This is a genomic window from Nocardia sp. CA-084685, from assembly GCF_050955785.1.
Classification (GTDB): Bacteria; Actinomycetota; Actinomycetes; order Mycobacteriales; family Mycobacteriaceae; genus Nocardia.
Genome location: NZ_CP192094.1, coordinates 4,938,072 through 4,958,479, shown reverse-complemented (window position 1 = coordinate 4,958,479; position 20,408 = coordinate 4,938,072). Strand labels below are relative to the sequence as shown.

17 protein-coding genes are annotated in these 20,408 nt (G+C 64.6%); 10 read left to right on the top strand and 7 right to left on the bottom strand.

Features of this window, described 5'->3' with window-relative positions:
- Nucleotides 1-89 precede the first annotated feature (89 nt).
- From ACQP2U_RS22230 to ACQP2U_RS22205, 6 genes are all read left to right on the top strand, one after another.
- A complete protein-coding gene (locus ACQP2U_RS22230) occupies nucleotides 90-1,304 on the top strand; it encodes a PucR family transcriptional regulator (RefSeq protein ID WP_433709247.1) in 1,215 nt (404 codons plus the stop codon).
- A 113-nt stretch (nucleotides 1,305-1,417) separates the two neighbouring features.
- Entirely contained in the window at nucleotides 1,418-1,540 is a 123-nt protein-coding gene (locus tag ACQP2U_RS22225; RefSeq protein ID WP_433709246.1) for a hypothetical protein, read from the top strand.
- A 313-nt stretch (nucleotides 1,541-1,853) separates the two neighbouring features.
- Entirely contained in the window at nucleotides 1,854-2,729 is an 876-nt protein-coding gene (locus ACQP2U_RS22220) for an SDR family NAD(P)-dependent oxidoreductase (RefSeq protein WP_433709245.1), read from the top strand.
- Nucleotides 2,719-4,197 carry an amidase gene (locus tag ACQP2U_RS22215; RefSeq protein WP_433709244.1) on the top strand — a complete coding sequence of 493 codons (1,479 nt, stop codon included), beginning with the start codon at nucleotides 2,719-2,721 and terminating at the stop codon, nucleotides 4,195-4,197. Before ACQP2U_RS22220 ends, ACQP2U_RS22215 begins: the two co-directional genes overlap by 11 nt.
- 70 nt (nucleotides 4,198-4,267) lie before the next feature.
- Complete coding sequence (locus tag ACQP2U_RS22210; protein WP_433709243.1) at nucleotides 4,268-4,924, top strand: winged helix-turn-helix transcriptional regulator; 657 nt, start codon at nucleotides 4,268-4,270, stop codon at nucleotides 4,922-4,924.
- A gap of 569 nt (nucleotides 4,925-5,493) precedes the next feature.
- A complete protein-coding gene (locus ACQP2U_RS22205) occupies nucleotides 5,494-6,327 on the top strand; it encodes an alpha/beta fold hydrolase (RefSeq protein ID WP_433709242.1) in 834 nt (277 codons plus the stop codon).
- 221 nt (nucleotides 6,328-6,548) lie between these two features.
- On the opposite strand, the gene ACQP2U_RS22200 is transcribed toward ACQP2U_RS22205, so the two are convergent.
- Nucleotides 6,549-7,829: a family 2 encapsulin nanocompartment cargo protein terpene cyclase gene (locus tag ACQP2U_RS22200; protein WP_433709241.1), complete on the bottom strand. Its 1,281-nt coding sequence runs from the start codon at nucleotides 7,827-7,829 to the stop codon at nucleotides 6,549-6,551.
- 574 nt (nucleotides 7,830-8,403) lie between these two features.
- Between ACQP2U_RS22200 and ACQP2U_RS22195 the strand changes: the two genes are divergently transcribed.
- From ACQP2U_RS22195 to ACQP2U_RS22180, 4 genes are read left to right on the top strand one after another with little or no spacing between them, the layout of a single operon-like run.
- Nucleotides 8,404-8,787 (top strand): hypothetical protein, encoded by a 384-nt coding sequence (locus tag ACQP2U_RS22195; RefSeq protein WP_433709240.1) that lies wholly within the window; start codon nucleotides 8,404-8,406, stop codon nucleotides 8,785-8,787.
- Nucleotides 8,753-9,034 carry a hypothetical protein gene (locus ACQP2U_RS22190; RefSeq protein WP_433709239.1) on the top strand — a complete coding sequence of 94 codons (282 nt, stop codon included), beginning with the start codon at nucleotides 8,753-8,755 and terminating at the stop codon, nucleotides 9,032-9,034. Before ACQP2U_RS22195 ends, ACQP2U_RS22190 begins: the two co-directional genes overlap by 35 nt.
- A complete protein-coding gene (locus ACQP2U_RS22185; protein WP_433709238.1) occupies nucleotides 9,018-9,287 on the top strand; it encodes a YciI family protein in 270 nt (89 codons plus the stop codon). Before ACQP2U_RS22190 ends, ACQP2U_RS22185 begins: the two co-directional genes overlap by 17 nt.
- Nucleotides 9,288-9,319: 32 nt before the next feature.
- A complete protein-coding gene (locus ACQP2U_RS22180) occupies nucleotides 9,320-10,561 on the top strand; it encodes an RNA polymerase sigma factor (RefSeq protein WP_433709237.1) in 1,242 nt (413 codons plus the stop codon).
- A gap of 188 nt (nucleotides 10,562-10,749) precedes the next feature.
- Here ACQP2U_RS22180 and ACQP2U_RS22175 read toward each other — a convergent pair whose 3' ends face one another.
- From ACQP2U_RS22175 to ACQP2U_RS22150, 6 genes are all read right to left on the bottom strand, one after another.
- Nucleotides 10,750-11,370 carry a hypothetical protein gene (locus ACQP2U_RS22175; RefSeq protein ID WP_433709236.1) on the bottom strand — a complete coding sequence of 207 codons (621 nt, stop codon included), beginning with the start codon at nucleotides 11,368-11,370 and terminating at the stop codon, nucleotides 10,750-10,752.
- A 121-nt stretch (nucleotides 11,371-11,491) separates the two neighbouring features.
- Nucleotides 11,492-13,027 (bottom strand): MFS transporter, encoded by a 1,536-nt coding sequence (locus ACQP2U_RS22170; RefSeq protein WP_433709235.1) that lies wholly within the window; start codon nucleotides 13,025-13,027, stop codon nucleotides 11,492-11,494.
- A 29-nt stretch (nucleotides 13,028-13,056) separates the two neighbouring features.
- Nucleotides 13,057-15,384 carry a hypothetical protein gene (locus tag ACQP2U_RS22165; RefSeq protein WP_433709234.1) on the bottom strand — a complete coding sequence of 776 codons (2,328 nt, stop codon included), beginning with the start codon at nucleotides 15,382-15,384 and terminating at the stop codon, nucleotides 13,057-13,059.
- A gap of 582 nt (nucleotides 15,385-15,966) precedes the next feature.
- On the bottom strand, nucleotides 15,967-16,659 hold the full coding sequence (locus ACQP2U_RS22160; protein WP_433709233.1) for a response regulator: 693 nt from the start codon (nucleotides 16,657-16,659) through the stop codon (nucleotides 15,967-15,969).
- Nucleotides 16,656-17,891: a sensor histidine kinase gene (locus ACQP2U_RS22155; RefSeq protein WP_433709232.1), complete on the bottom strand. Its 1,236-nt coding sequence runs from the start codon at nucleotides 17,889-17,891 to the stop codon at nucleotides 16,656-16,658. Before ACQP2U_RS22155 ends, ACQP2U_RS22160 begins: the two co-directional genes overlap by 4 nt.
- A gap of 91 nt (nucleotides 17,892-17,982) precedes the next feature.
- Complete coding sequence (locus tag ACQP2U_RS22150) at nucleotides 17,983-20,205, bottom strand: MMPL family transporter (protein WP_433716550.1); 2,223 nt, start codon at nucleotides 20,203-20,205, stop codon at nucleotides 17,983-17,985.
- Between the last annotated feature and the right edge of the window lie 203 nt (nucleotides 20,206-20,408).

Genomic DNA, 20,408 nt, shown 5'->3' with positions numbered 1-20,408 from the left:
ATTGTCCGCACCAACGCCGTCGCGCACTATGGGCGACGGTCGCGGGAGTGGGTGATCGACTTTGTGCGGCGGCACAATCGAGGTGTGGCGTGGCGCACACTCCCGAGTGGTACGCTGCGCTGGTGGCCAGCCCCTTGCATTCGATCGCGGCCACCGAACTCGCGAGGCAATTGCTGGAATCGGTGGATTCGCTGGCCGACGAGCTCGCCGACCGGATCGTCGCATCCGAACGGTCGTACCTGGACTCCCAACTGCTGACCCGTGCGCAACTGCGCGGCGCCTGCCTGGACAACCTGACCGCAATGCTCGGCTACCTCGCGGGCCGCGAGCCGGTCCGACTCGAATCCGCGCGTGCGGCAGGCCGATTGAAGGCCGAGCAGGGCTTGCCGATAGCGGCGATGCTGCACGCCTATCGGCTCGGTGGTCGGCTGATCTGGGAAGAGTTGCTGGTCCGCGCGGGCGGTGTCGCCGACGGCGAGCTGCTGAAGATTCCTGCCGAGTTGTGGGCCATCGTCGACCGATACTCTGACGCCGCGGCCGAGACCTACCGCGAGACCGCAACCCTGCTCGCCCTTGCCGATATCGAGTCGCGCGCCCGGGTGATTCGGACCCTGTTCGACGACCATGCGGAGAGTCCCGCGGTGGTATTGGACGCGGCGCGCACTCTCGGCCTACCAGAGACCGGAGTGTTCGTGGTCGTCGCCGCCGAGGCCGGACCGACCCGGACGACGATGTCGGCCGCGATCACGAAGCTCAACGACCGTGGCATCGTCTCGATCTGGGATAGCTACGCCGATACCCAGAACGGAGTGATCTGCGCACACTCGGCCGCCGAAATCGACACTGCCATAGCCTTACTCGGTGCGGTGATCGAAGCTCGTGCCGGTGTCAGCCGCACATTCATCGGCCCCCAAGGCATAGCTGCCGGGCTCGACGAGGCGCGACTCGCACTGAAGTGCACACCGAGTGGCGCGACCGCGATTACCCGCTACGAAGCGGCCCCGTTGGCACTACTGCTGGTCCGGCTACCCGATGCGGCGCACAGTGCGGCCGCACAAATCCTCGGACCAGTCATACACCTGCCGGAGGCGGAGCGGACAGCTTTGTTGCAGACCCTGAACGTGTGGTTCGAATGCAAAGGGTCGACTGTGGCTGCCGCGCAGCAGATGCACTACCACCGCAACACCGTGCTCTACCGGCTGCGTAAGATCCGCGACCTCACCGGCCGCGACTGCGATGACCCGGCACAAGCAGCCGAACTCTATGTTGCGCTCCAGGCGATCCGGCTGCTGCGCCCGATGTAGTGCGCGGTGGCGACCCGATCAGCGGAGTTCGACGACTACCTTGTGCGCCCCTATTCGGCGTAAGCCACAGCGTCCGTGGTCGCCTGGAAGGGAAAGGCGCGATCCACGACGGCATGGATCGCACCGAGCGCATGTGCTATCAGCAGGCCGTCCGCGGTACAACGGGCCTTGACGACCCCTCGGCCATCGCTGGAATCGCCGAGGTGTGGTGGAGCGTGCTGCGCGCCGAACGGTGACGGCGGCATCGCGGTGTGGCAGTCGAGCCGCCATTGCGAGTGCCGAGGAATAGCCAGTGTGCGTCGTCTCGTGGTGCTAGGCGTATCACGCGCCCAGAGATTCACTATACATTTCATATAGTGACCTGTAGCGTGCGTCACATGCAACAGTCATCGACGTATCGTCATCATGCATTGCCCGGCGATCGGGTGCTGCTTTCTCGGGTACCGCACCAGACCGGGCTTCGGCGCGGAAATTACTGCGCAGCAACACCTTTGGTGACTCCCCGGGCGGTGCTGCCCCCTTCGTCGCAAATCATCGAGGAGTGGTGACATGACGCGCTATTCACTTTCCGAGAAGGTCGTCCTGATTACCGGAGCCGGTCGCGGGTTGGGTGCGGCCACCGCCGCGGCCCTGGTTCAGCGTGGAGCGCGGGTGTTGCTGGCGGATATCGATCTGGCTGCAGCACAAGAAGTTGCGGCCACACTGCCCAGTGGGCAAGCGTTGGCGCTGAAATGCGATGTCACCCAACTCGATTCCGTTCAGGAAGCTGTGCGCCGAGCACATGAGGTGTTCGGGCGCATCGACGTCGTGATCGCCAATGCCGGCATTATGGGGCGTGGTGCCACCTTCCGCGCACTCACACCTGGACAAGTGGGGAATGTTCTGTCGGTCAACGTCGATGGAGTCGTCAACACTGTGTCGGCCACGCTGGAATCCGTGATCGAGAACCGGGGACAGATCGTCCTGGTGAGTTCGGTATTCGCCTACATCAACGGCGCGGGCGCTATCCCTTACGCGATGAGCAAGGCCGCCGTCGAGCAGTTGGGCCGGGGCCTCGGTGTCGAGTTGGCCAGGCACGGTGCGTCGGCCATGACGGCCTATTTCTCACTTATCCAGACCGACATGATCCGGCAGGGCGTGGACGCGGATCCTCACGTACTCGCCCTGCTCGCCGCGATGCCCAAGTTCATCCTCAAACGAATTCAGCCGCAAACCGCAGCCGCCGCGATCGCCGACGGACTGGAACGTCGGCAACGCGCCATCACTATCCCTGGACGCTGGCGGCCAGTCGCGGCCCTTCGTGGTCTGGCCGGACCGATCGTCGACGGAAAACTTGCGCGCGATGCCACCGTGCAACGAGCCCTTGCCCAACTCGAGAATCTTGCCGCTGTCGACGAACTCCCTCGGAGGAACCATGTCGGATGATCTTGCCTTCGCACCCGCCCACGAGCTGCTGGCACATCTGCGCAGCGGTGAGGTGTCCAGTCGCGAACTCGTCGACCTCTACTTGCGGCGAATCGAGAAGCACGACCGTCGCCTGAACTCGGTGATCACGTTGGATGCCGAGCGTGCGCGTGCCGAGGCAGCAAAGGCGGACCAGGAGCGTGTCAGCGGCAATGAGTCGTTGGGACCGCTGCACGGATTGCCCATCACCGCGAAAGACAGCTACGAGACGGCAGGTATGAGGTCCGCGTGCGGTCGGCGCGACCTCGTCAACCATGTGCCGACCCGGGACGCGGAACCGATTGCGCGGCTTCGCCAAGCCGGGGCAATCATCATGGGCAAGACCAATATGCCGCCCGGAAATCAGGACGTGCAGGCGGACAATCCTGTTTTCGGTCCGACGAACAATCCATGGGACATCTCGCGCACATCGGGTGGTTCTGCCGGGGGCGGTGCGGTGGCGACCGCCGCCGGGCTCACCGCTTTCGACTTCGGCTCGGAAATCGGTGGCTCGACTCGGATCCCGTCACATTTTGTCGGCCTGTACGGGCACAAAGCGACTTGGCGGTCGATCCCGCTAGTGGGCCACCTCCCACCAGGTCCTGGGACCGGCCGGTGGGCTGAGCCCGACCTTGCCTGCGCCGGCGCTCAGGTACGCGACGCACGCGACCTGATTCCCGTCCTCGAGGCGACCACCGGCGCATTGGCGCGTGATGGCGGCTTTACCTATCAGCTCGCGGCCCCCCGAGCCACCACACTGAGCGACTTCCGCGTCGCGGTCTGGTTCGACGATCCGGACTGCCCGATAGACTCCGAGGTCAACGCCGCCATGATCAACGCGATCGACGTCTTGGAGCAGGCGGGCGCGAAGGTCGAGATCCAGCCTGCCGCGCTGCCGGTCAGTATCGGCGAGTCGCATCGAGTCTTCGAGCCACTGGTGTACGGACAGTTATCGGGCGATCGCACCGGCATCACCCCGGCCTCTGGTGCCGCGATGGCGGTGCGTATCGCGCAGAACCCACGAGGAGCGGCCACGCGCGCTTTTCGAGGCACGTTCCAGTCGCACTATGCCTGGATGCAGGCGGACGCCAAGCGTCAGGAAATACGGGAGGGGTGGTACCAGTTCTTCAGCGAGTTCGACATCGTGCTCATGCCGGTTACTCCCACTGCCGCACCTGTGCACCACAACAAGTTGATCGACCGGTTCGGTCGGCGATTCGAAGTCGACGGCAAAGCCCGCTCCTACTGGGACCAGGTCAAATGGTGTGCCATCGCCAATATCGCCGGAGCACCTGCCACGACGATTCCCACTGGTCTGGGCAGCTCCGGGCTGCCGGTGGGCCTGCAAGCGATGGGACCCGCCGGTGGCGATCTCACCACAATCGAGTTCGCGGCACTTTTGGGCGAGCAACTCGGCGGGTACCTCCGCCCTGATGGCTATGGTGCGTGACCGTGACGGCACCGGCCCAAGCGTCACGGTGGCGCAGAGCCGACTCCTGACCGTCTCTACACTCAGTCCTGTGGAGACGGGTCGCCTGTACGGACAAGGGTGTCCGCTCGCGAGCGCTTTGGACGTGCTGGGCGAACGATGGACCCTGCTGATCATTCGGGAGTTGCTCCTCGGACCGAAGCGCTTCAACGAACTCGGTGCGAAGCTGCCGGCCGCCGGACCGAACCGCTTGACGAGCCGGCTCCGTCGGCTCCAAGGTGTCGGCGTCGTGGCGAAGGCGTCCAGCGGTGCTTACGCGTTGACGGAGTTCGGTGAAGGACTGCGGACGCCCGTCATCGGCTTCGGTCTCTGGGGACTCGGTCTGATGTCAGAAGGAATCGAGCCGGAAACGGCGCGCCCCGATATGGTGGCGCTCTGTATGACGGGAGCGGTCTCCCCGAATCTGCTGTCGGGTCTGAATCTCGTGTGCGTTGTACACACTCCCGAGGTCTTCACGATGAGCGTTCGCGCGTCTGCGCTGTCGGTGGCGTCCGGGGAATCAGAGTCGGAGTCGCCGATCAGGCTCCACTGTTCGGCCGCGACCTTCATCGCGTTGACCATGGGCGCGCTCACCTTGGCGGAGGCCCGCCGCGTCGGTGCGGCCCGCGTGCTGGGAAAGGGCACAGGTCTTCCGAAGTTGTTCACGGCATTCGCGGCCACCGCCCGGGAGTTCACAGCAGCTCTCTGAGCGGATGAGCTTCAATGCTCATCCGCGGCACACGCCGCTTCGGCGTCCCTCAGCTGCCCATCAGCTGAGCGACCCGTTCCTGCACGGGTTCGCTCAACCAGGTGCGCGCCTGGCGGCTGAGCTCGTCGGCCAGTACCTCCGCGTCGCCGGACTCGATGCCATCGGGTGACCCATCGATCTCCCGAGGCCACCAAACCCAGAGACCATCAGATCGCGGAACCCTGGCGCTGCGACGCTTGCCGTGCGAACGATTGTTCCTCTGGTTGCTGGGACTGAGCGGGTTCCTCATGAAGATGTCCATGCGTCGACATCGAAAATTGTTCTGGCGCTGTCGAATTCGAATATGGATGACGGAATCGCGTTCCCCGGCGGCATACGCGAACGGCTCGAACGATCACTCCGTTCGACCGGGCGTCGCTGATTCGACAATGAAAGTACGATCATAATATTATGAATCAGTAGATGTTCTTTATCCGGCGCAACGACGAGCACGTCGGCCGCGCCGCGAGGGCTGCCCACTGGCCTGCGGCTCCCATGCACCGACCCAGTCACTACCGGAGGAAGACATCATGACTACCTGGAAGAACGCACCGACCCAGATCCTCGACGTCGACGGCGTCTCATTCGCTTACCGTGAACTCGGGCCGCCATCAGGCGTTCCGGTCGTTTTCCTGCATCACTTCACCGCGGTGCTCGATGATTGGGATCCCCGTGTTATCGACGGGATCGCGGAACAGCACCACGTCATCGCTTTTGACAATCGGGGCGTGGGTGCCACCGGCTCGTCGGTGCCGACCGATGTGGAACAGATGGGTACCGACGCGATCGCGTTCATCCGAGCGCTCGGTTGCGAGAAGGTGGACCTGTTCGGCTTCTCCCTCGGCGGCGCGGTCGCCCAGATGGTCGCTCTGCAAGCCCCTGACCTGGTGCGCCGCATGGTCCTTGCTGGAACCGGGTCGCGCGGAGGCGGTGGTATCGCGAAGATGCCGTTCATTGTCGGTGGGGCCTACCTCAAAGCCTTCCTCACCCGCAAGGATGCGAGGCATTTCCTGTTCTTCCCCCGCAATGCGGGAGGTAAGAAGGCAGCGAACGAGTACTTCGAGCGGCTTGCCGAACGGACCGGAGACCGCGACCTGCCCATCTCGCTTCGGGCCCGTGTCGCGCAATTGCGGGCAATCACCAGCGGGGGGCTGCACGCCCCGGACGACCTCTCGGTAATCACGGCTCCCGTGCTGGTGGCCAACGGCGACGACGACCTCATGGTGTCCAGCGCGCACTCCGCGGCGATGGCCGCCCGCCTGCCGAATGCAACGCTGAAAATCTATCCGAACTCTGGCCACGGTGGGGTTTTCCAGTACCACCATGAGTTCGTTCCGGCAACACTGAAATTCCTGGCTGGCTGACGAACGAACATGTGGCCGGGATCGAGCCCTACCGCCAGTCTCGAGTAGCCGATGACAGGTCGGCTCATGCCTGCTGGACGACCAGTCCTACCGGTCCGCTCGGGCGCGTCTAGAACCAGTGCGCCAGGACCACTCGAAGTGAGCTGATGGCGGATTCGGCGGGTCGGTCGATATGTGCCGCCCAGGCGATATCAAGAGGTTAGTGCCAGAGCACGACCCACCTAGCGGTAGCGCGGGTTCGTGTTGTGCCATTCGAACGAGCCGCCCATCCAATCGCGAACGCCACGCATGAACAACTGGAGCTCGGGGGAGGGGATGGCGCGCAGGGCGCGATGGTCGGCTTCGAACTGGTGCACCATTCGGTTGTGCAGGTCGACGGTGACCTCGGTGGCTTCGGCCAGCGAGCAGCCACGATCGGTGGCGATCTGCAGCACCATATTGCTGACGGGTACTTTGTCGGCGGCATCCTTCTTGATCGAGAACAGGTCGTTGACCAGGACGGCGGCGGTACCGGCGCGGAACACGGCCTGCCGGACCCGATCGTCGTAGAAGAGGTTCGCGGGCAGCTCGTACCCGGCGACGGGGTCGATCAGGGTCATCGAGGTGTAGAAGGTGTCGTGCTGGCGGGCGGCGAGATATTCCCACGCGGAAGGTGATTCGCCGGTGTGTCGCCACGCGGCGTAGGCGGTCCAGGACACGAACATCGTGAACGTCGCGTAGCAGCCGCGCTGCACCTGCCCCGGGGTGGCGTGGGCGCGCAGACTCGCGATCGCGGAACCGAAAGCACGCAGCACCTTGTCTTCTCGCAGCACCTCTTCCAGCGGAGTGGTGAACTCGCCCGCGTCGGGCAACGGATCCAAGGCCGCCATCGCCAAGGTGAGTCGTTGCGGCAGCCGGGTCGGGTCCGCACCGAGCGCCGAATCGTCGGCGTAGTAGTCGTCGGCCATCCACCAGGCGGTGTTCATCTGGGCGGGGACCAGCAGTCGGTCGGGGTCGTCGGAATCGGTGTGGGTCAGCATGACCAGCCGTCCGTAGCCGGTCCGGCGCAGCTTCTCGAGCTCCTCGTCGGTGAACCCGATCGACTCCGCCCATGTGGTGAGGCGATCGTCGATCCGGTCGGCGAGATTGTCGTCGATCCGGGTGGCGGGCGGGCAGTACAGTGGCGGCGCGGAACCGTCACCCCAGGCAAGTTCTCGGTAGGGCTCGATCTCGGCCGTCGCGTGCCGGAACGGTATCCGAAACGCGTTCTCGCCCAGGGGAGTTCCAGTGCCGCGAAGGTGCCGTAAGCCGGCGCTGGGCAGTGTGGCCGCTGGCATCGCGCCGGGCGCGGGCGGTGCTGTTGGTTCGGGCTCGGCCAGGGTCCTCGTCGAGAAGCGTGCGGCGAGTTCGGTGCCCAGGCCGTGAGGCCCGGCCAGAAGGTGCGTGAGTCGTTCGCCGGGCGGTTCCGGCTTATCGGTAACCGTGTCGCGGTGGCTGGTCTGGTCGTTGTCGAGACTTGTCACAGCACTTCTCCCGTCGCAGGGGTCCATAGATGGAGACAGCACGATGCACTCCAAACCACTATCGGCCGTCTCGCCCAGCGCCGCAGGCGATTGCGTGATTCGGATGGATTCGACACGCTGATCTCCGGCACCGGGCCTTCGTGCCGAGGTGAGAGCATTCGACCCCCTCACGGGACCTGCCCAGGAAGCTTGCAGCATTGTGGCGTCGAGCTTCCGTCACGGTGACTCTGAACGACTGGCCGTGATGCGAGAAGCGAAGCGTCACTTGGCATATAGCGGTGTTCGACAGTGCAAGAGAATGATGGAATGAGCTGCTATCTCGGTTCGGTGGGCGACTGCCCATACCAAAGCTCCAGTGCGCTCTGTCGGGCCGTGAGCTGCACGAAGTAGAGCGCTGAGAGAGCCGGCCACGTGCCGCGCCCGAAGGTCAACGGGCTGTTGTCATCTGGGCCGGGCCGAGTGCCGGCCGAACGCCACATCACCCCGCGGAGCGCGCGGTCGGCGGTTGGGATCGCTGTCATCCGATACCCCTCTGCGAGTGGGCATGTCGGTAAGGGCAGACACAATGCAGGGCATGGAAACCGGTGATGGCAAGGACCCGACCGCGCCTTCCCTCGCTGTCACCCGATGGACGGTGGGTCTGACCGGCGTAGCGATCGTGGCGACCGGTTTTCTCATCGCCGGGCTGCTGCACGAGCCGGAGCCGGAGTTGACGACCGCACCGGTCACCACCACCACGTCACAGCCGCCGGATCCGGCCGAAAACTCCTATGTCACTGCGCCGGTCACGTTTCCGGTGCAGATCCCGGTTGTGATGTCGTCGAGCCACCACAGCAAGGGCAATCGATCGGGATGGCTTACTTCGACCGTACGGATACGACAATCCGTCCTATCCGTGGTTCTCCGGCGCCAAGGCCGTGGCGATGACGCAGGCGCTGCAGGGTGCGCTCCCCGGTGATGTCGAGATCGCCTTCGCATCGGTGGATCGCTCGCTGGTGTTCCAGCCGATCCTCGGCGATCCCACGGAGGATAAGGGACTCGGCGGTTGGACCACTGCGCACGCCACGCTGCTGCGCGGCGACCGAGCGGGCACGCTGTCGGTGACCGTTCGGAAGTCCACCACGCCGATCCCGCCGTGCGTCGCCGGCAACCTCGACGAAAGGCGACACCTCCCCGACGGTGGCCGGCGTGTTGCTGGCCGGTGACGGCCTGAAGCCGAGTTCGGCCGGCAGGCGGGTGGCCTTCGACGAGAAGGGTGGCTCGTCGGTGCTCGACGGGCCGTTCGCCGAGACGAAGGAGCTGGTCGCGGGCTACATGATTTGGGAGGTGTCCTCGCTCGAGGAGGCGCTCGAGTGGGTCCGCCGCTCCCCGATCCGCAGTGGTGTCGTCGAGGTACGGCCGTTGTACACCGCGGAGGACTTCGGCGAGGCGTTGACGCCCGAGCTGAGCGAGGCGTGAGACGACCAGGCTTGTAGGGTCGAGGGTATCGGGTGACCAGTGCGACCCGGCGGACCGTGGAGGCGGTCTGGCGGATCGAGTCGGCGCGGTTGATCGCTTCCCTGGCGCGAATTGTGAACGACCTGGGCTTGGCCGAGGACTTGGCCCAGGATGCGCTGATCGCGGCGCTGGAGCAGTGGCCCGAGTCGGGCGTTCCGGACAAGCCGGGCGCCTGGCTGCTGGCTGTCGCCCGCCGGCGTGCGGTCGACACCGTCCGCCGCCAGGTGAACCTGGAGCGCAAGCTCGCACTGCTCGCCCGGGAGACGCCTGAGGGCGAGGATCCGATGGACGGGATCGAATTCGACACTCATGTCGGCGACGATGTCCTACGGTTGATGTTTACCGCCTGCCACCCGGTGCTCGGCCGCGACGCACGGGTGGCGCTCACGCTCAAGACGGTGGCCGGACTGTCCACCGACGAGATAGCCCACGCCTTCCTGATCCCGCCCACCACGCTCGGCCAGCGGATTTCGCGGGCGAAGAAGACGTTGTCGAATGCGGGGGTCCGGTTCGAGGTTCCGGTCGGCGACGAGCTGACCGCACGGCTGGCCTCGGTGCTCGAGGTGGTCTACCTCGTCTTCAACGAGGGATACGCCGCCACCCGCGGCGATTCCTGGATGCGTGCTGAGCTGTGTGCGGAGGCCATGCGGCTCGGTCGGATGCTCGCCGCGCTCGCACCCGACGAACCGGAGCCGCACGCACTGGTGGCGCTGATGGAGTTCCAGGCGTCGCGGCTCCGGGCCCGAACCGACGCCGGCGGCCGACCGGTGCCGCTGGACCGTCAGGACCGGACCCGCTGGGACCGGTTGCTCATCACCCACGCCGAGGGTGCGCTGCGGCGGGCCGAACACCTCGGCGGACGCGGGTCCTACGTGTTGCAGGCCTCGATCGCCGCCTGCCACGCCCGCGCGATGAGCGCCGCCGTTACCGACTGGCACCGCATCGCCGAGCTCTATCACGAACTCAGCGCACTCACCGGCTCGCCGGTGGTCGAGCTGAACCGGGCCGTCGCGGTATCGATGGCCGACGGACCCACAGCCGCGCTGGCCATCGTCGATGAGCTGTCCGCCCTCACCGCGCTGCGCAGCTACCACCTGCTGCCTGCCGTCCGGGGTGATCTGCTGCTCAAGCTCGAACGTCGCGACGAGGCACGCTCGGAATTCGAACGGGCCGCGGCGATGACCGGCAACCAAGCCGAGCGAACGCTGCTGCTCGACCGGGCCGCCTCCTGCTGAATCGGCCGTGACGACGATGGAATCGCAGAAAGGCCCGGGAAGCTAGCTGCAGGAGACGAATTGTTGGACAAAGATGCCCGGGACTCGGTACACCCGCCGAATTCACCCCAACATTCTGCTCGAGGCAGGGCACTCACCGCAGGAAACACCAACCACCTAGCGTGATCGAGCAGAAGCAGGGCCTCTGCTCAGCGAGTGCTGTGGCGTGACTTCATTCTCCGAACCCATTGCGCGGTGGCCGCGATGGCCGAGAACATCGCCGTCGCACCGGCCAGTAGTGCGGTATCGGTGAGTTTCGCGGTCGAGAACTCGACCTTCCGTAGCCCTGGCACTGGATATTGTCCGTTGCCCGAGGCCCATCGGATCACGTAGCCGACTTGGGTCCCCGGGTCGGTGGGAGGGCCGGAGCCGATCATGGAGCGCAGCTCTGGTCCCCTCCCGTTGAGATAGACCAGCGTGAACGTGATGAAGAGCGCCACCGCTATCGCGGAAACGGTCGTCAAGCCAGCAAGGGCCTTGGTGCGCGCCCGGATATTGATCACCGCGGCGAGGACGGTCAGGAAGATCGCGATGGTGGCGAGGATGGCCCACTTGCCGCTGAGGTTGGAGTGGGCCGGTGGATTTTTCGACCAGAGACCCACGAGCGTGGTGGTGATGTGGGTTTGGCCGAAGGCATTGCTCCAGATCGTGCCGTCGGGGCCGCCCGTGGCGAGCCACGGCTTGAACAGCAGGGTGAACGTGATGACGCTTCCGACCGCGGCACACAGGTAACCCGAGTTGTCACCGAGCAGGGTCACCAGTGGTTGCACCCTCGCGCGGAGTTTGGCGAAGTCGACCCGGCGTCTCCGAGTACCGCCCGCGGAGCTTCGCGTCGACCCTGCGTGTTGCTGCCGGTCTCGACTCGCTCGCCAAGGAGTTGGCTGCATCATCTCACTGATCCCTGTTCATTGGAGCGGTATATGACGTGCCGTCAGATATCGGCTCGCTATTGGTAGGCGCAGGTTCCGATGGTTTCGCCACGGACAGCGGATCCGCGATGTCCTCGAGGGACCGACCTTCGGCGTTCACGCCGAAGAACCAGGCGACCAGACCACCGAAGATCATGAACCCGGCGCCGATGAGGTACCCCACCGTGAGCGGGAAACGGTCGGGACTCGGGTTGTCGGCGCCGCCTACCAAATGTCCGAAGAGGAACGGCGCTACGACCCCGCCAGCGCCCTGCGCAATGGCGAAGAAGAACGAGATGGCCTGACCGCGCAATTCCAGCGGGAAGATCTCGCTGACGGTGAGATAAGCAGAGGACGCGCCCGCCGAGGCGAAGAAGAAGATGACACACCAGAAGAGAGTCTGGGTGGTGGCGTCGAGAATGCCCGCATTGAATGCCCACGCGGAAATGAAAAGCAGGAAACCGGAGCCCAGATAGGTCGCGCAGATCATCTTCCGGCGACCGATGCTGTCGAAGAGCGGGCCAAGTATCAATGGGCCGATCAAGTTACCGATGGCGAACGGGAAGAAATAGTATCCCGTGTGATCGGCTGGAACATCGTAGAAATTGGTCAGCACCAAACCGACGGTGAAGAAGATCGCGTTGTACAGAAATGCTTGCGTGGCCATCATCGTGAAGCCGAGGAAGGAACGCGATGGGTAACGGCCGAAGAAGATCCGAGCCATCTGGATATAGGAGAGCCGGTCGGTATCGACGATATCGAGGGCTTTACTGTCGTCGACCGGAGGCAGTTCGATGCCCTGCCCGCGGACTTGTGCTTCGATCTCATCGACAGTGCGTTCAGCTTCGGCGGCCCGGCCGTGGGTGAGCAGCCAGCGCGGGCTTTCGGGAATGTGGCGGCGCACGAAGATGATGATGAGTCCGAGGATGGGTCCGATGAAGAAGCCGAGCCGCCATCCCCATTCGGTTGGAACGAATCGCTCGTTGAACAGGATCAGGCTGGCCGCCGCGCCCATTGCCGCGCCGCCCCAATAGGTTCCGTTGATCGCGATGTCCACGCGGCCCCGATACCTGGACGGCATGATTTCGTCGATGGCCGAGTTGATCGCGGTGTATTCGCCGCCGATTCCGGTGCCTGCGATGAAGCGGAATAGATACAGCGACCAGGAACTCCAGGCGAACCCTGCGAGACCACTGCCGATCAGGTAGATCGCCAGGGTTAGGATAAACAGTCGCTTGCGGCCTAGCCGGTCGGTGAGCCGGCCGAAGACGAGCGCGCCGACGACCTGTCCCGCCAGATACCACGACGCCATCGCGCCGACCTGCCCACTCGTCAGGTGAAGGGTGCCGTCATGCTGCAGGGGCCCGCCCATACTGCTGACGATCTGGATCTCGATCCCGTCCAGAATCCAGGACACACCGAGACCGACGACAATGAGCCAGTGGAACTTCGTCCACGGCAGCCGGTCCATCCGGGCGGGAACGAGGCTCCGGATTACTTCTTTTTGCGATGTGGTCATTTGGCGATCACCCAGCCTGTCGAATGAAATTAATTTGTCCACGGACCTATATTGGAGCCTGCTAGCCGCAGATCGACATATGCGGCCCTATTCTTCTGCTGTATCGCTTGCTCGCGAATATTTTGATCGTCCGGAGTTCGGTAATATTGTTCTCCCGTTGCAGATAGATCCCTGGAAAGCCGGTACGCAATGTATCGGCGGGTGTCCTCATCGGCTTGCGCAAACCTATTTGGTGTCACGACATTCTGAAATTCATCATATGTCGCGTAGTTTCGCCGCACCGTATCCCAGACCAATGGATTGGTTTCCCAATCCGCATCGCTGCGATTGCGCATGGGGCGGGGGCTGAGGCGGTAGAACAGTGCTGCGGATTCTGCAAATTGGGCATTGTGGGCGCTTCGCTCGGCGATGCCATAGTGCCGGGAGTTTTCGGCCAAGTCCAAGGCGGCGGCAACTCGTTTCAGTGGACCGTATTCCATCGGGTTGTCTTCGGCGGCCTGCATGGTACGGGCATGGGCCTCGGCCACCCATCTTCGACTTTGGCTGGGAAAGCCGGCGACAGCGAGGGCGCCCATGGCGTCGGCACGGTCGGCACCGAGACTGAGGATGGTGGTCATCGCTGCCGCAGCGGCTCGCGCGTTGGTGCCGTCGAAGTCGTCCACGGCAGCCCTGGCGGCCGCATCGTGCGCATTCTTTCCCAAGGTGAGTCGGGCCATCCAGCTCCCGGCGGCCCGCTGCGGTACGTTTCCTCGAAGCAATTCGTAATTCAGATAATTCATTTCTTGCATGCGCTTCGAGTAGTACGTCAATGGCGATGGCCGACCGAACATAAAGGACGCTACGGGGTTGGCGTTGAATTCGGCGATACCACGCAGTGCCGTTCCCATGGCGTGGCCCGGTGACAGCGAGTAGCGCAGGCTCGACTCGCCGATCCCGGTGGATGGGCCGCCAGCCGGGGCCGGCCTGCCCTCGAGCGCCGCACGAATCTTCTCGGCGGTCCGGCTCTGGCCACCGAGCAGGCTGAGATCGAGACGTCGTAGCAGTACGAAGCCTGCGATCAGCACGACGCCACCGACGAAGATCGCGGCCATACCGCTGTCCGGTGCCGATCGGAAGACGTGGTCCAACACAAGGGTGTAGCAACCGAGGTATGTGGTGTAGACCACCAGCGCTCCGGCATCGCCGATCATGTCGGCCAGGTTGCGCACCAGAAATGCCTGAGTGGGGCCGTATATGAAACCGCCTGCGGCGAAACCGAAAACAGTGAGGATCGCGTGGAAGATCGACGACAGTGCGGCGAGGAAGATTTTGATCGAAAGGTAGGACATGAACAGCAGGAGAATGGTGCCGAAAATAAGAAGGGTCAGCCCGGTGCCGACCTGCCCTGGGCTGGGATTCATGATCTTGGCGTGGGCATAGGCGTCGCCGCAGTCGCGCATTCCCCGTGCGACCTGCGATTCACTGCCCGCCAGGATTCCGGACGACCAGGCCGTGCGACATCTCGGCGAATCGTCAATGACATGACCGAAATTCCATACCTGGAGGGGATGGCGAGCGAAATTGTCGGCCAAGGTGCTGTTCAGGTCGGCGACAATGGATCTGGAGTCCGGGTTGGAGTCGCCGTTGAGCCCCGCCGCGACCGAGATCCCGACGTCGCGCCCATGGGCCAGCAGGCCGTTCGGCGACAGCACGGCGGCCAGCGGATGCGCCAGAAAGCCGACGCCGGCCACCGCGACCACCAGCATGACCACGACCTGTAGTACGGCCTTGGCGTGGTATCCGCGTATCACGAACCAAGCCACGAATAATGCGCCGATCGATGCCGCCACGGCCAGCACGATCGGGGTGGCGAGCTGATCTCGCAGGCCGTCGGCGACTGCGTTCAACGGCGTGCTGAGCCAATCGAGCCAGCGAAAGCTCACCACGAAGCCGGTCAGCCAGATCGCACTGATCACGATGACCATGAATACCGTGAAAAGCAGGCCGAGCACGCTCGTAAGCACTGCCTCCCGCGGGTTGAAAATACTGCCCCCGTCGGTGGTGAACAGGTAGTCCGACAACGGAATTCCGGACGAGTCGCGGATATCCGTCCAAGCCAGTCCGTCGATCGCGGATGTGCTCCTGCCGTCGGTAATCGTGTCCGCGCGCCCGACGGCAGCACCGCCCGAGAGGGGCCAGATCGCCAGCAGAATCAGCAAGCTGATGACGAGACGGACGGTGATGCGCCGGCGGCGGGTGGCGGCGGCCCAGACCCGACATCGTCGGTGTACGGCCAGTGGCGACCAGCACATCGGATCCCATCCCTCGGACAGGTGACGACGGGAGCCCGGATCAAGTCTCGGCAAGTGCTGTCGCATGTGGCTTCACCTCGCGCGAGCCTGGAATGCCAGGTTGCATATCGGTTACGTCATCGTTGACGCACTATTAAACGTGCCGTTACTTGTTGGCTCAATGTATCGCGGCGTAACGGATACTTTCGAGCAGTGGGTAAGGGGGCCGTGAGAGCCCACCTGAGCCACGGCACAGGAGTCGATTTGGATGCTCGTGTTCGTCCGGGCTGCCGCGCGGAATATCGTCTCTGCCGCAGGCGAACTCCGCATACGCCTCGATACCGACGCCGACACCGGATGCTGGAACATCTCAGTCGGCACCACCAGAGAAGCCCGACCGCTGCCCGCCGTCAACGTGATGAACTGCCAAGCGCCCGTACGCATTCCGCACGGTGTGGTGTGCGCGGGCAGCAGTCCGGCGGCGAAGCGTTGTCGAGATTCTGACCGCCACGCTGACGGCGATATGCGCCGAACTCGATGCTCCGCAGACTTTTTCGGCAGTTCACCCGGTTCCCCGAACAGGCCACACGCGGTAACCAGGAATCGTCCGCTCACCCGCACAGGGCGTAGCAGCTCGGCCCCGCCGAGGGATTTCCGTGCAGGCGTTTGTCAAAAGTGGCGGGTGTCGTCCTGTCGTGGCGGTTCGACGCGTACCAGCCCGGACTGGAAGGCGATCACGACGAGTTGGGCGCGGTTCTGAACGCCCAATTTCGACATGGTGCGCTGGACGTGGGTGCGTACGGTCAGTGGGCTGACGTACATCTTCTCGGCGATCTCCTCATTGGACAGGCCTTGCGCGACCATGGCGAGGACTTCGCGTTCGCGGGCGGTGAGGACTTCAAGGGATCCGGTTGTGCTGGTGTGGGTTTCGGGGCGGGCGAGGTAGCGGGCGATCAGGGTGCGGGTCGCGGTGGGGGAGAGCAGGGCCTCGCCCGCGGCGACGACGCGGATGGATCGCAGGAGTTCTTCGGGGCCTACGTCTTTGCCGAGGAATCCGCTGGCCCCGGCGCGAAGGGCCGCTGCCACATACTCGTCGAGTTCGAAGGTAGTGAGGATCAGGACGCGGGTCTCCCGCAGGTTCGGGTCGGCACAGATCTCCTGGGTCGCGGCCACGCCGTCGACGCCGGGCATGCGGATGTCCATGACCACCACATCGGGTTTGGCCGCTCGGGCCAGTTCGGCTGCCGCACGGCCGTTTCCGGCGATGCCGACGACTTCCATGTCCTCGGCCGAATCGATCAGGAGCCGGAAGGTCCCCGCGAGCAGGGCTTGGTCGTCGGCCAGCAGTACCCGGATGGTCATGATCTCTTGTCCTCGTGGTCAGGTGGTTCCGGTGGCTCCAGTGGAAGTTCGGTGGTGACTTCGAAGCCGCCGTCCGGTCTGCGCCCGGCGTGCAGGTGGCCGCCGACGGAGACGGCTCGTTCGTTCATGCCGATCAGGCCGTAACCCTGGTTGTCCGAATTTTGTTCGCCGTGAAGGGGTTCGGATGCCGGACTGCCGTCGTCGGTTACGCTGATCGTCAGTAGCAGCCGGGAGTAAACGAGCCGGACCGTCGCCGCCGTGGTGCCCGCGTGCTTGGTGACGTTGGTGAGCGCCTCCTGGATGATCCGGTACGCCGTCAGGTCCGCGCCGGGTGAGAGTGGTCGCGGCACGCCGGTGATCGACAGTGACAGGGTGAGGCCTGTCCGCTCGAACGAGGTGAGCAGCTCCGATAATTGGGCCAGCCCCGGGGTCGGTTCCAGTGGGGCGTCGGAATCGTCCTCGCGCAGCAGTCCCACGGTGGCCTTGAGTTCGCGCAGTGCCGCGGCGGTGGTTCCGGCCAGTTGATCGAGCACCTCCTGTGCGTGATCCGGTTGGCTACGCAAAAGGTATGCGGCAGTGGAGGCTTGGGCGTGCGCCAAGGCCATGTGGTGGGCGACGATATCGTGCAGTTCGCGCGCGATCCGGAGCCTCTCCTCACCGACTCGCTGCCGCGCCTCCTCCTCGCGAGTACGTTCGGCCAACTCGGCTCTCGCATGCAGCGCCGCCAGATAGTTGCGCCTGTTGCGCCCGGCTTCGGCGAACGCGCCGGCCACCATTGCTCCGGCGATCAGCGTGATGCGTCCGCCGGTCAGCACCGGCGTCAGATCGTGAGCGAGGGAGGTGATCAGCAATGCGCCGCCCGAGATCAGCGGCGCGATCTTCGCCGTGCGCAGATCCGAAGACCACAATCCGAGCGAGTACGCCGCGACGAACGCCGCACCCGCCGTGAAAATCGAGACCTCGAAACCTAGAGCGCCGATCGCGATACCGCAGGCGGTGGTGACCACCAGCGCCGCACTCGGAAACCGCCGCCGCCACAGCAGCGTGAGCGAGGCCATTGCCGACAATCCGAACACCGCCAGCGAGGCCGGACGGACTACTACCGGACCTTGTCCGTGGCCTTCATCGGCCAACCGGCTCGCATACGTGGCCAGAGCGCACAGCAGAAGGGCGATGACCACATCGACGGCACGGCTGTGCCTTCGCGGCCATTGCGACCATTCGGCGGTCATCTGCGCTCCTCCTCGTCGAGAACACTAATCGCCGGATCCCGAAGCGACCGGTAGGCCGCCCACCCGGGACGGCCCACCAATGCATTCGCACTCAGACGCGGGCGGATTCGAGTTCCCGGACCGGTTCGACGGCCTCGACGCGGTTCAGGCTCTCGCCCTCCACGTCCACGTTCGGCAGGATCTTCGCCAGCCACTGCGGCAGCCACCAAGCCTTGTCGCCGAGAAGTGCGAGCACGGCCGGGACCAGCGTCATCCGGACGATGAAGGCGTCGAAGAAGACCGCCGCCGCCAGGCCGAGGCCCATCATTTTGATCATCGGTTCCCCGCCGCCGATGAAACCGGCGAATACGGCGATCATAATGGCCGCCGCCGCCACTACTACCCGTGCGCTGTGCCGGAATCCGGTGACGATGGCATCCTTGGCGCTCGCGCCGTGGGTGAATGCCTCACGCATCCGGGTGACGAGGAAGACCTCGTAGTCCATTGCGAGTCCGAATACCACGCCGATCAGGAAGATCGGCATCATGCTCATCACGGGTCCGGTCTGCTGGACTCCGATGAGGTCGGCGAGCCAGCCCCACTGGAATACCGCGACGATCACGCCGAAGGCCGCGCCCACTGAGAGCAGGAAGCCGAGCGCCGCCTTGACCGGGACCGCGATCGAACGGAATACGACCATCAGCAACAGGATCGCCAGCCCGACCACCACCGCGAGATAGGGCAGCAGTGCGTCGGTCATCTTCTGCGAGATATCGATATTCATGGCGGTCGCGCCGGTGACCAGCATGGTCGCACCGGTGGATGCTTTCAGATCGCCTGCCTCCGCGCGCAGTGCGTGCACGAGATCCTTGGTCTCGGTGGATGATGGACCCGTTGCGGGTACGACGGTGAGCATGGCGGCGTCACCGGCCTGATTGAATATCGCGGGCGCTACCGATACCACGCCGTCGGTCGTCGCCAGGGTCCTGCTCGCCTGCTCGACCGCGGCCTTGGGGTCACTGACGCCCCTGACATCCAAGGCGACGGTAAGCGGCCCATTGAAACCCGGTCCGAAACCCTCGGCCAGCGCATCGTAGGCGCGGCGCTGTGTCGTCGCGCTCGACTGCGATTCGTCACCCGGCATGCCCAGTTCGAGACTGCGCACCGGCAAGGCCAATGCACCCAAACCGACCAGGCCGATCAGCAGCACGGCCACCGGGCGGCGCACGACGAAGGTGGCCCAGCGTGTACCCATATTGGGCTTCTCCGCTTGAATCGACTTGGTGTCGAGCGTATTTCCGTCAGCCGATGGCTGCGCGGTGGCCTTGCGGAACGCCCGCGGCATCACCGCATTCTGGAAGAACCCGAGCAGCGCGGGCAGCAGGGTCAAGGCAATCGCGACGGCGACGGCGACGGTGCCCGCCGCGGCCAGACCCATCTTGGTGAGGACGGGGATACCAACGACGGCCAGTCCAGCCAGTGCGATGACGACGGTGAGTCCGGCGAAAACCACTGCCGATCCGGCGGTGCCGACGGCCCGGCCCGCCGCTTCTTCGGCCCTGTATCCCTCGGCGCGTTCGGTCCGGTAGCGGGAGACGATGAACAGCGCGTAGTCGATACCGACCGCGAGCCCGAGCATCATGGCGAGAGTCGTTGTCGTGGTGGACATGCCGATCGCCACGATCGCGGCGATTCCGACACCGATCCCGACCAGCGCGGTCAGCAATGGCAGCCCCGCCGCGGCGAACGTACCGAAGGTGACCATCAGTACGACGGCTGCGATGGCGATACCGATGGCCTCGGTGGCGGCACCCATTTCGGGCTTGGCCTGGAGGGCGGACCCGCCGATCTCCACCGTGACACCGGCAGCCTTGCCGGAATCGGTCGCGTCGGTGAGGGCCGTCTTGCTGGCGTCGGTGAGGTTGTCGCTGGTCACGCCGTAGCTCACGGTCGCATAAGCGGTCGTGCCGTTCTTACTGACCGCACCGGTCTGGAACGGGTCGAGTACGCCCTTCACCTGCGCACCGCCGGCCACATCCGTGATGATCCGCTCGACCGCTGCCTTGTTCGGCTCGGAGCCGATCTGCTCGCCGTCGGGTGCTACGAAGACGATTCGGGCTTGTGCGCCATCGGATTTTGTGCCGGGGAAGCGCTCGCCGAGCAGGTCGAACGCTTGCTGGGATTCGGTCCCCGGGATCGAGAACGTATCCGGTGGCGCCGTCGGCGCATTGGCTGCCCCGGCCACCAGGGCGGCCATGACCCCCAGCCAGAGCACAACGACGAGCCGGCGCTTCTCGAACGCGAACCGGCCGAGCCGGTACAGGAATTTCGCCATGCCGTCATGGTCGTTGCGCAGCCCAGTAGTCGGCATCATGCGTACGGAGGTCATTGCGCGTACTGCGGATGCAGTACACCCGCCCACGACGTACTCGAATCGCAGACCCCGCGTCGACACCGCTCGTAGCCACGTCACGGCACAGCCCGAGGACGCTATCCGTCGCAGCAGATACAGGTGCATGAAACTGGCTGCACCCGTAG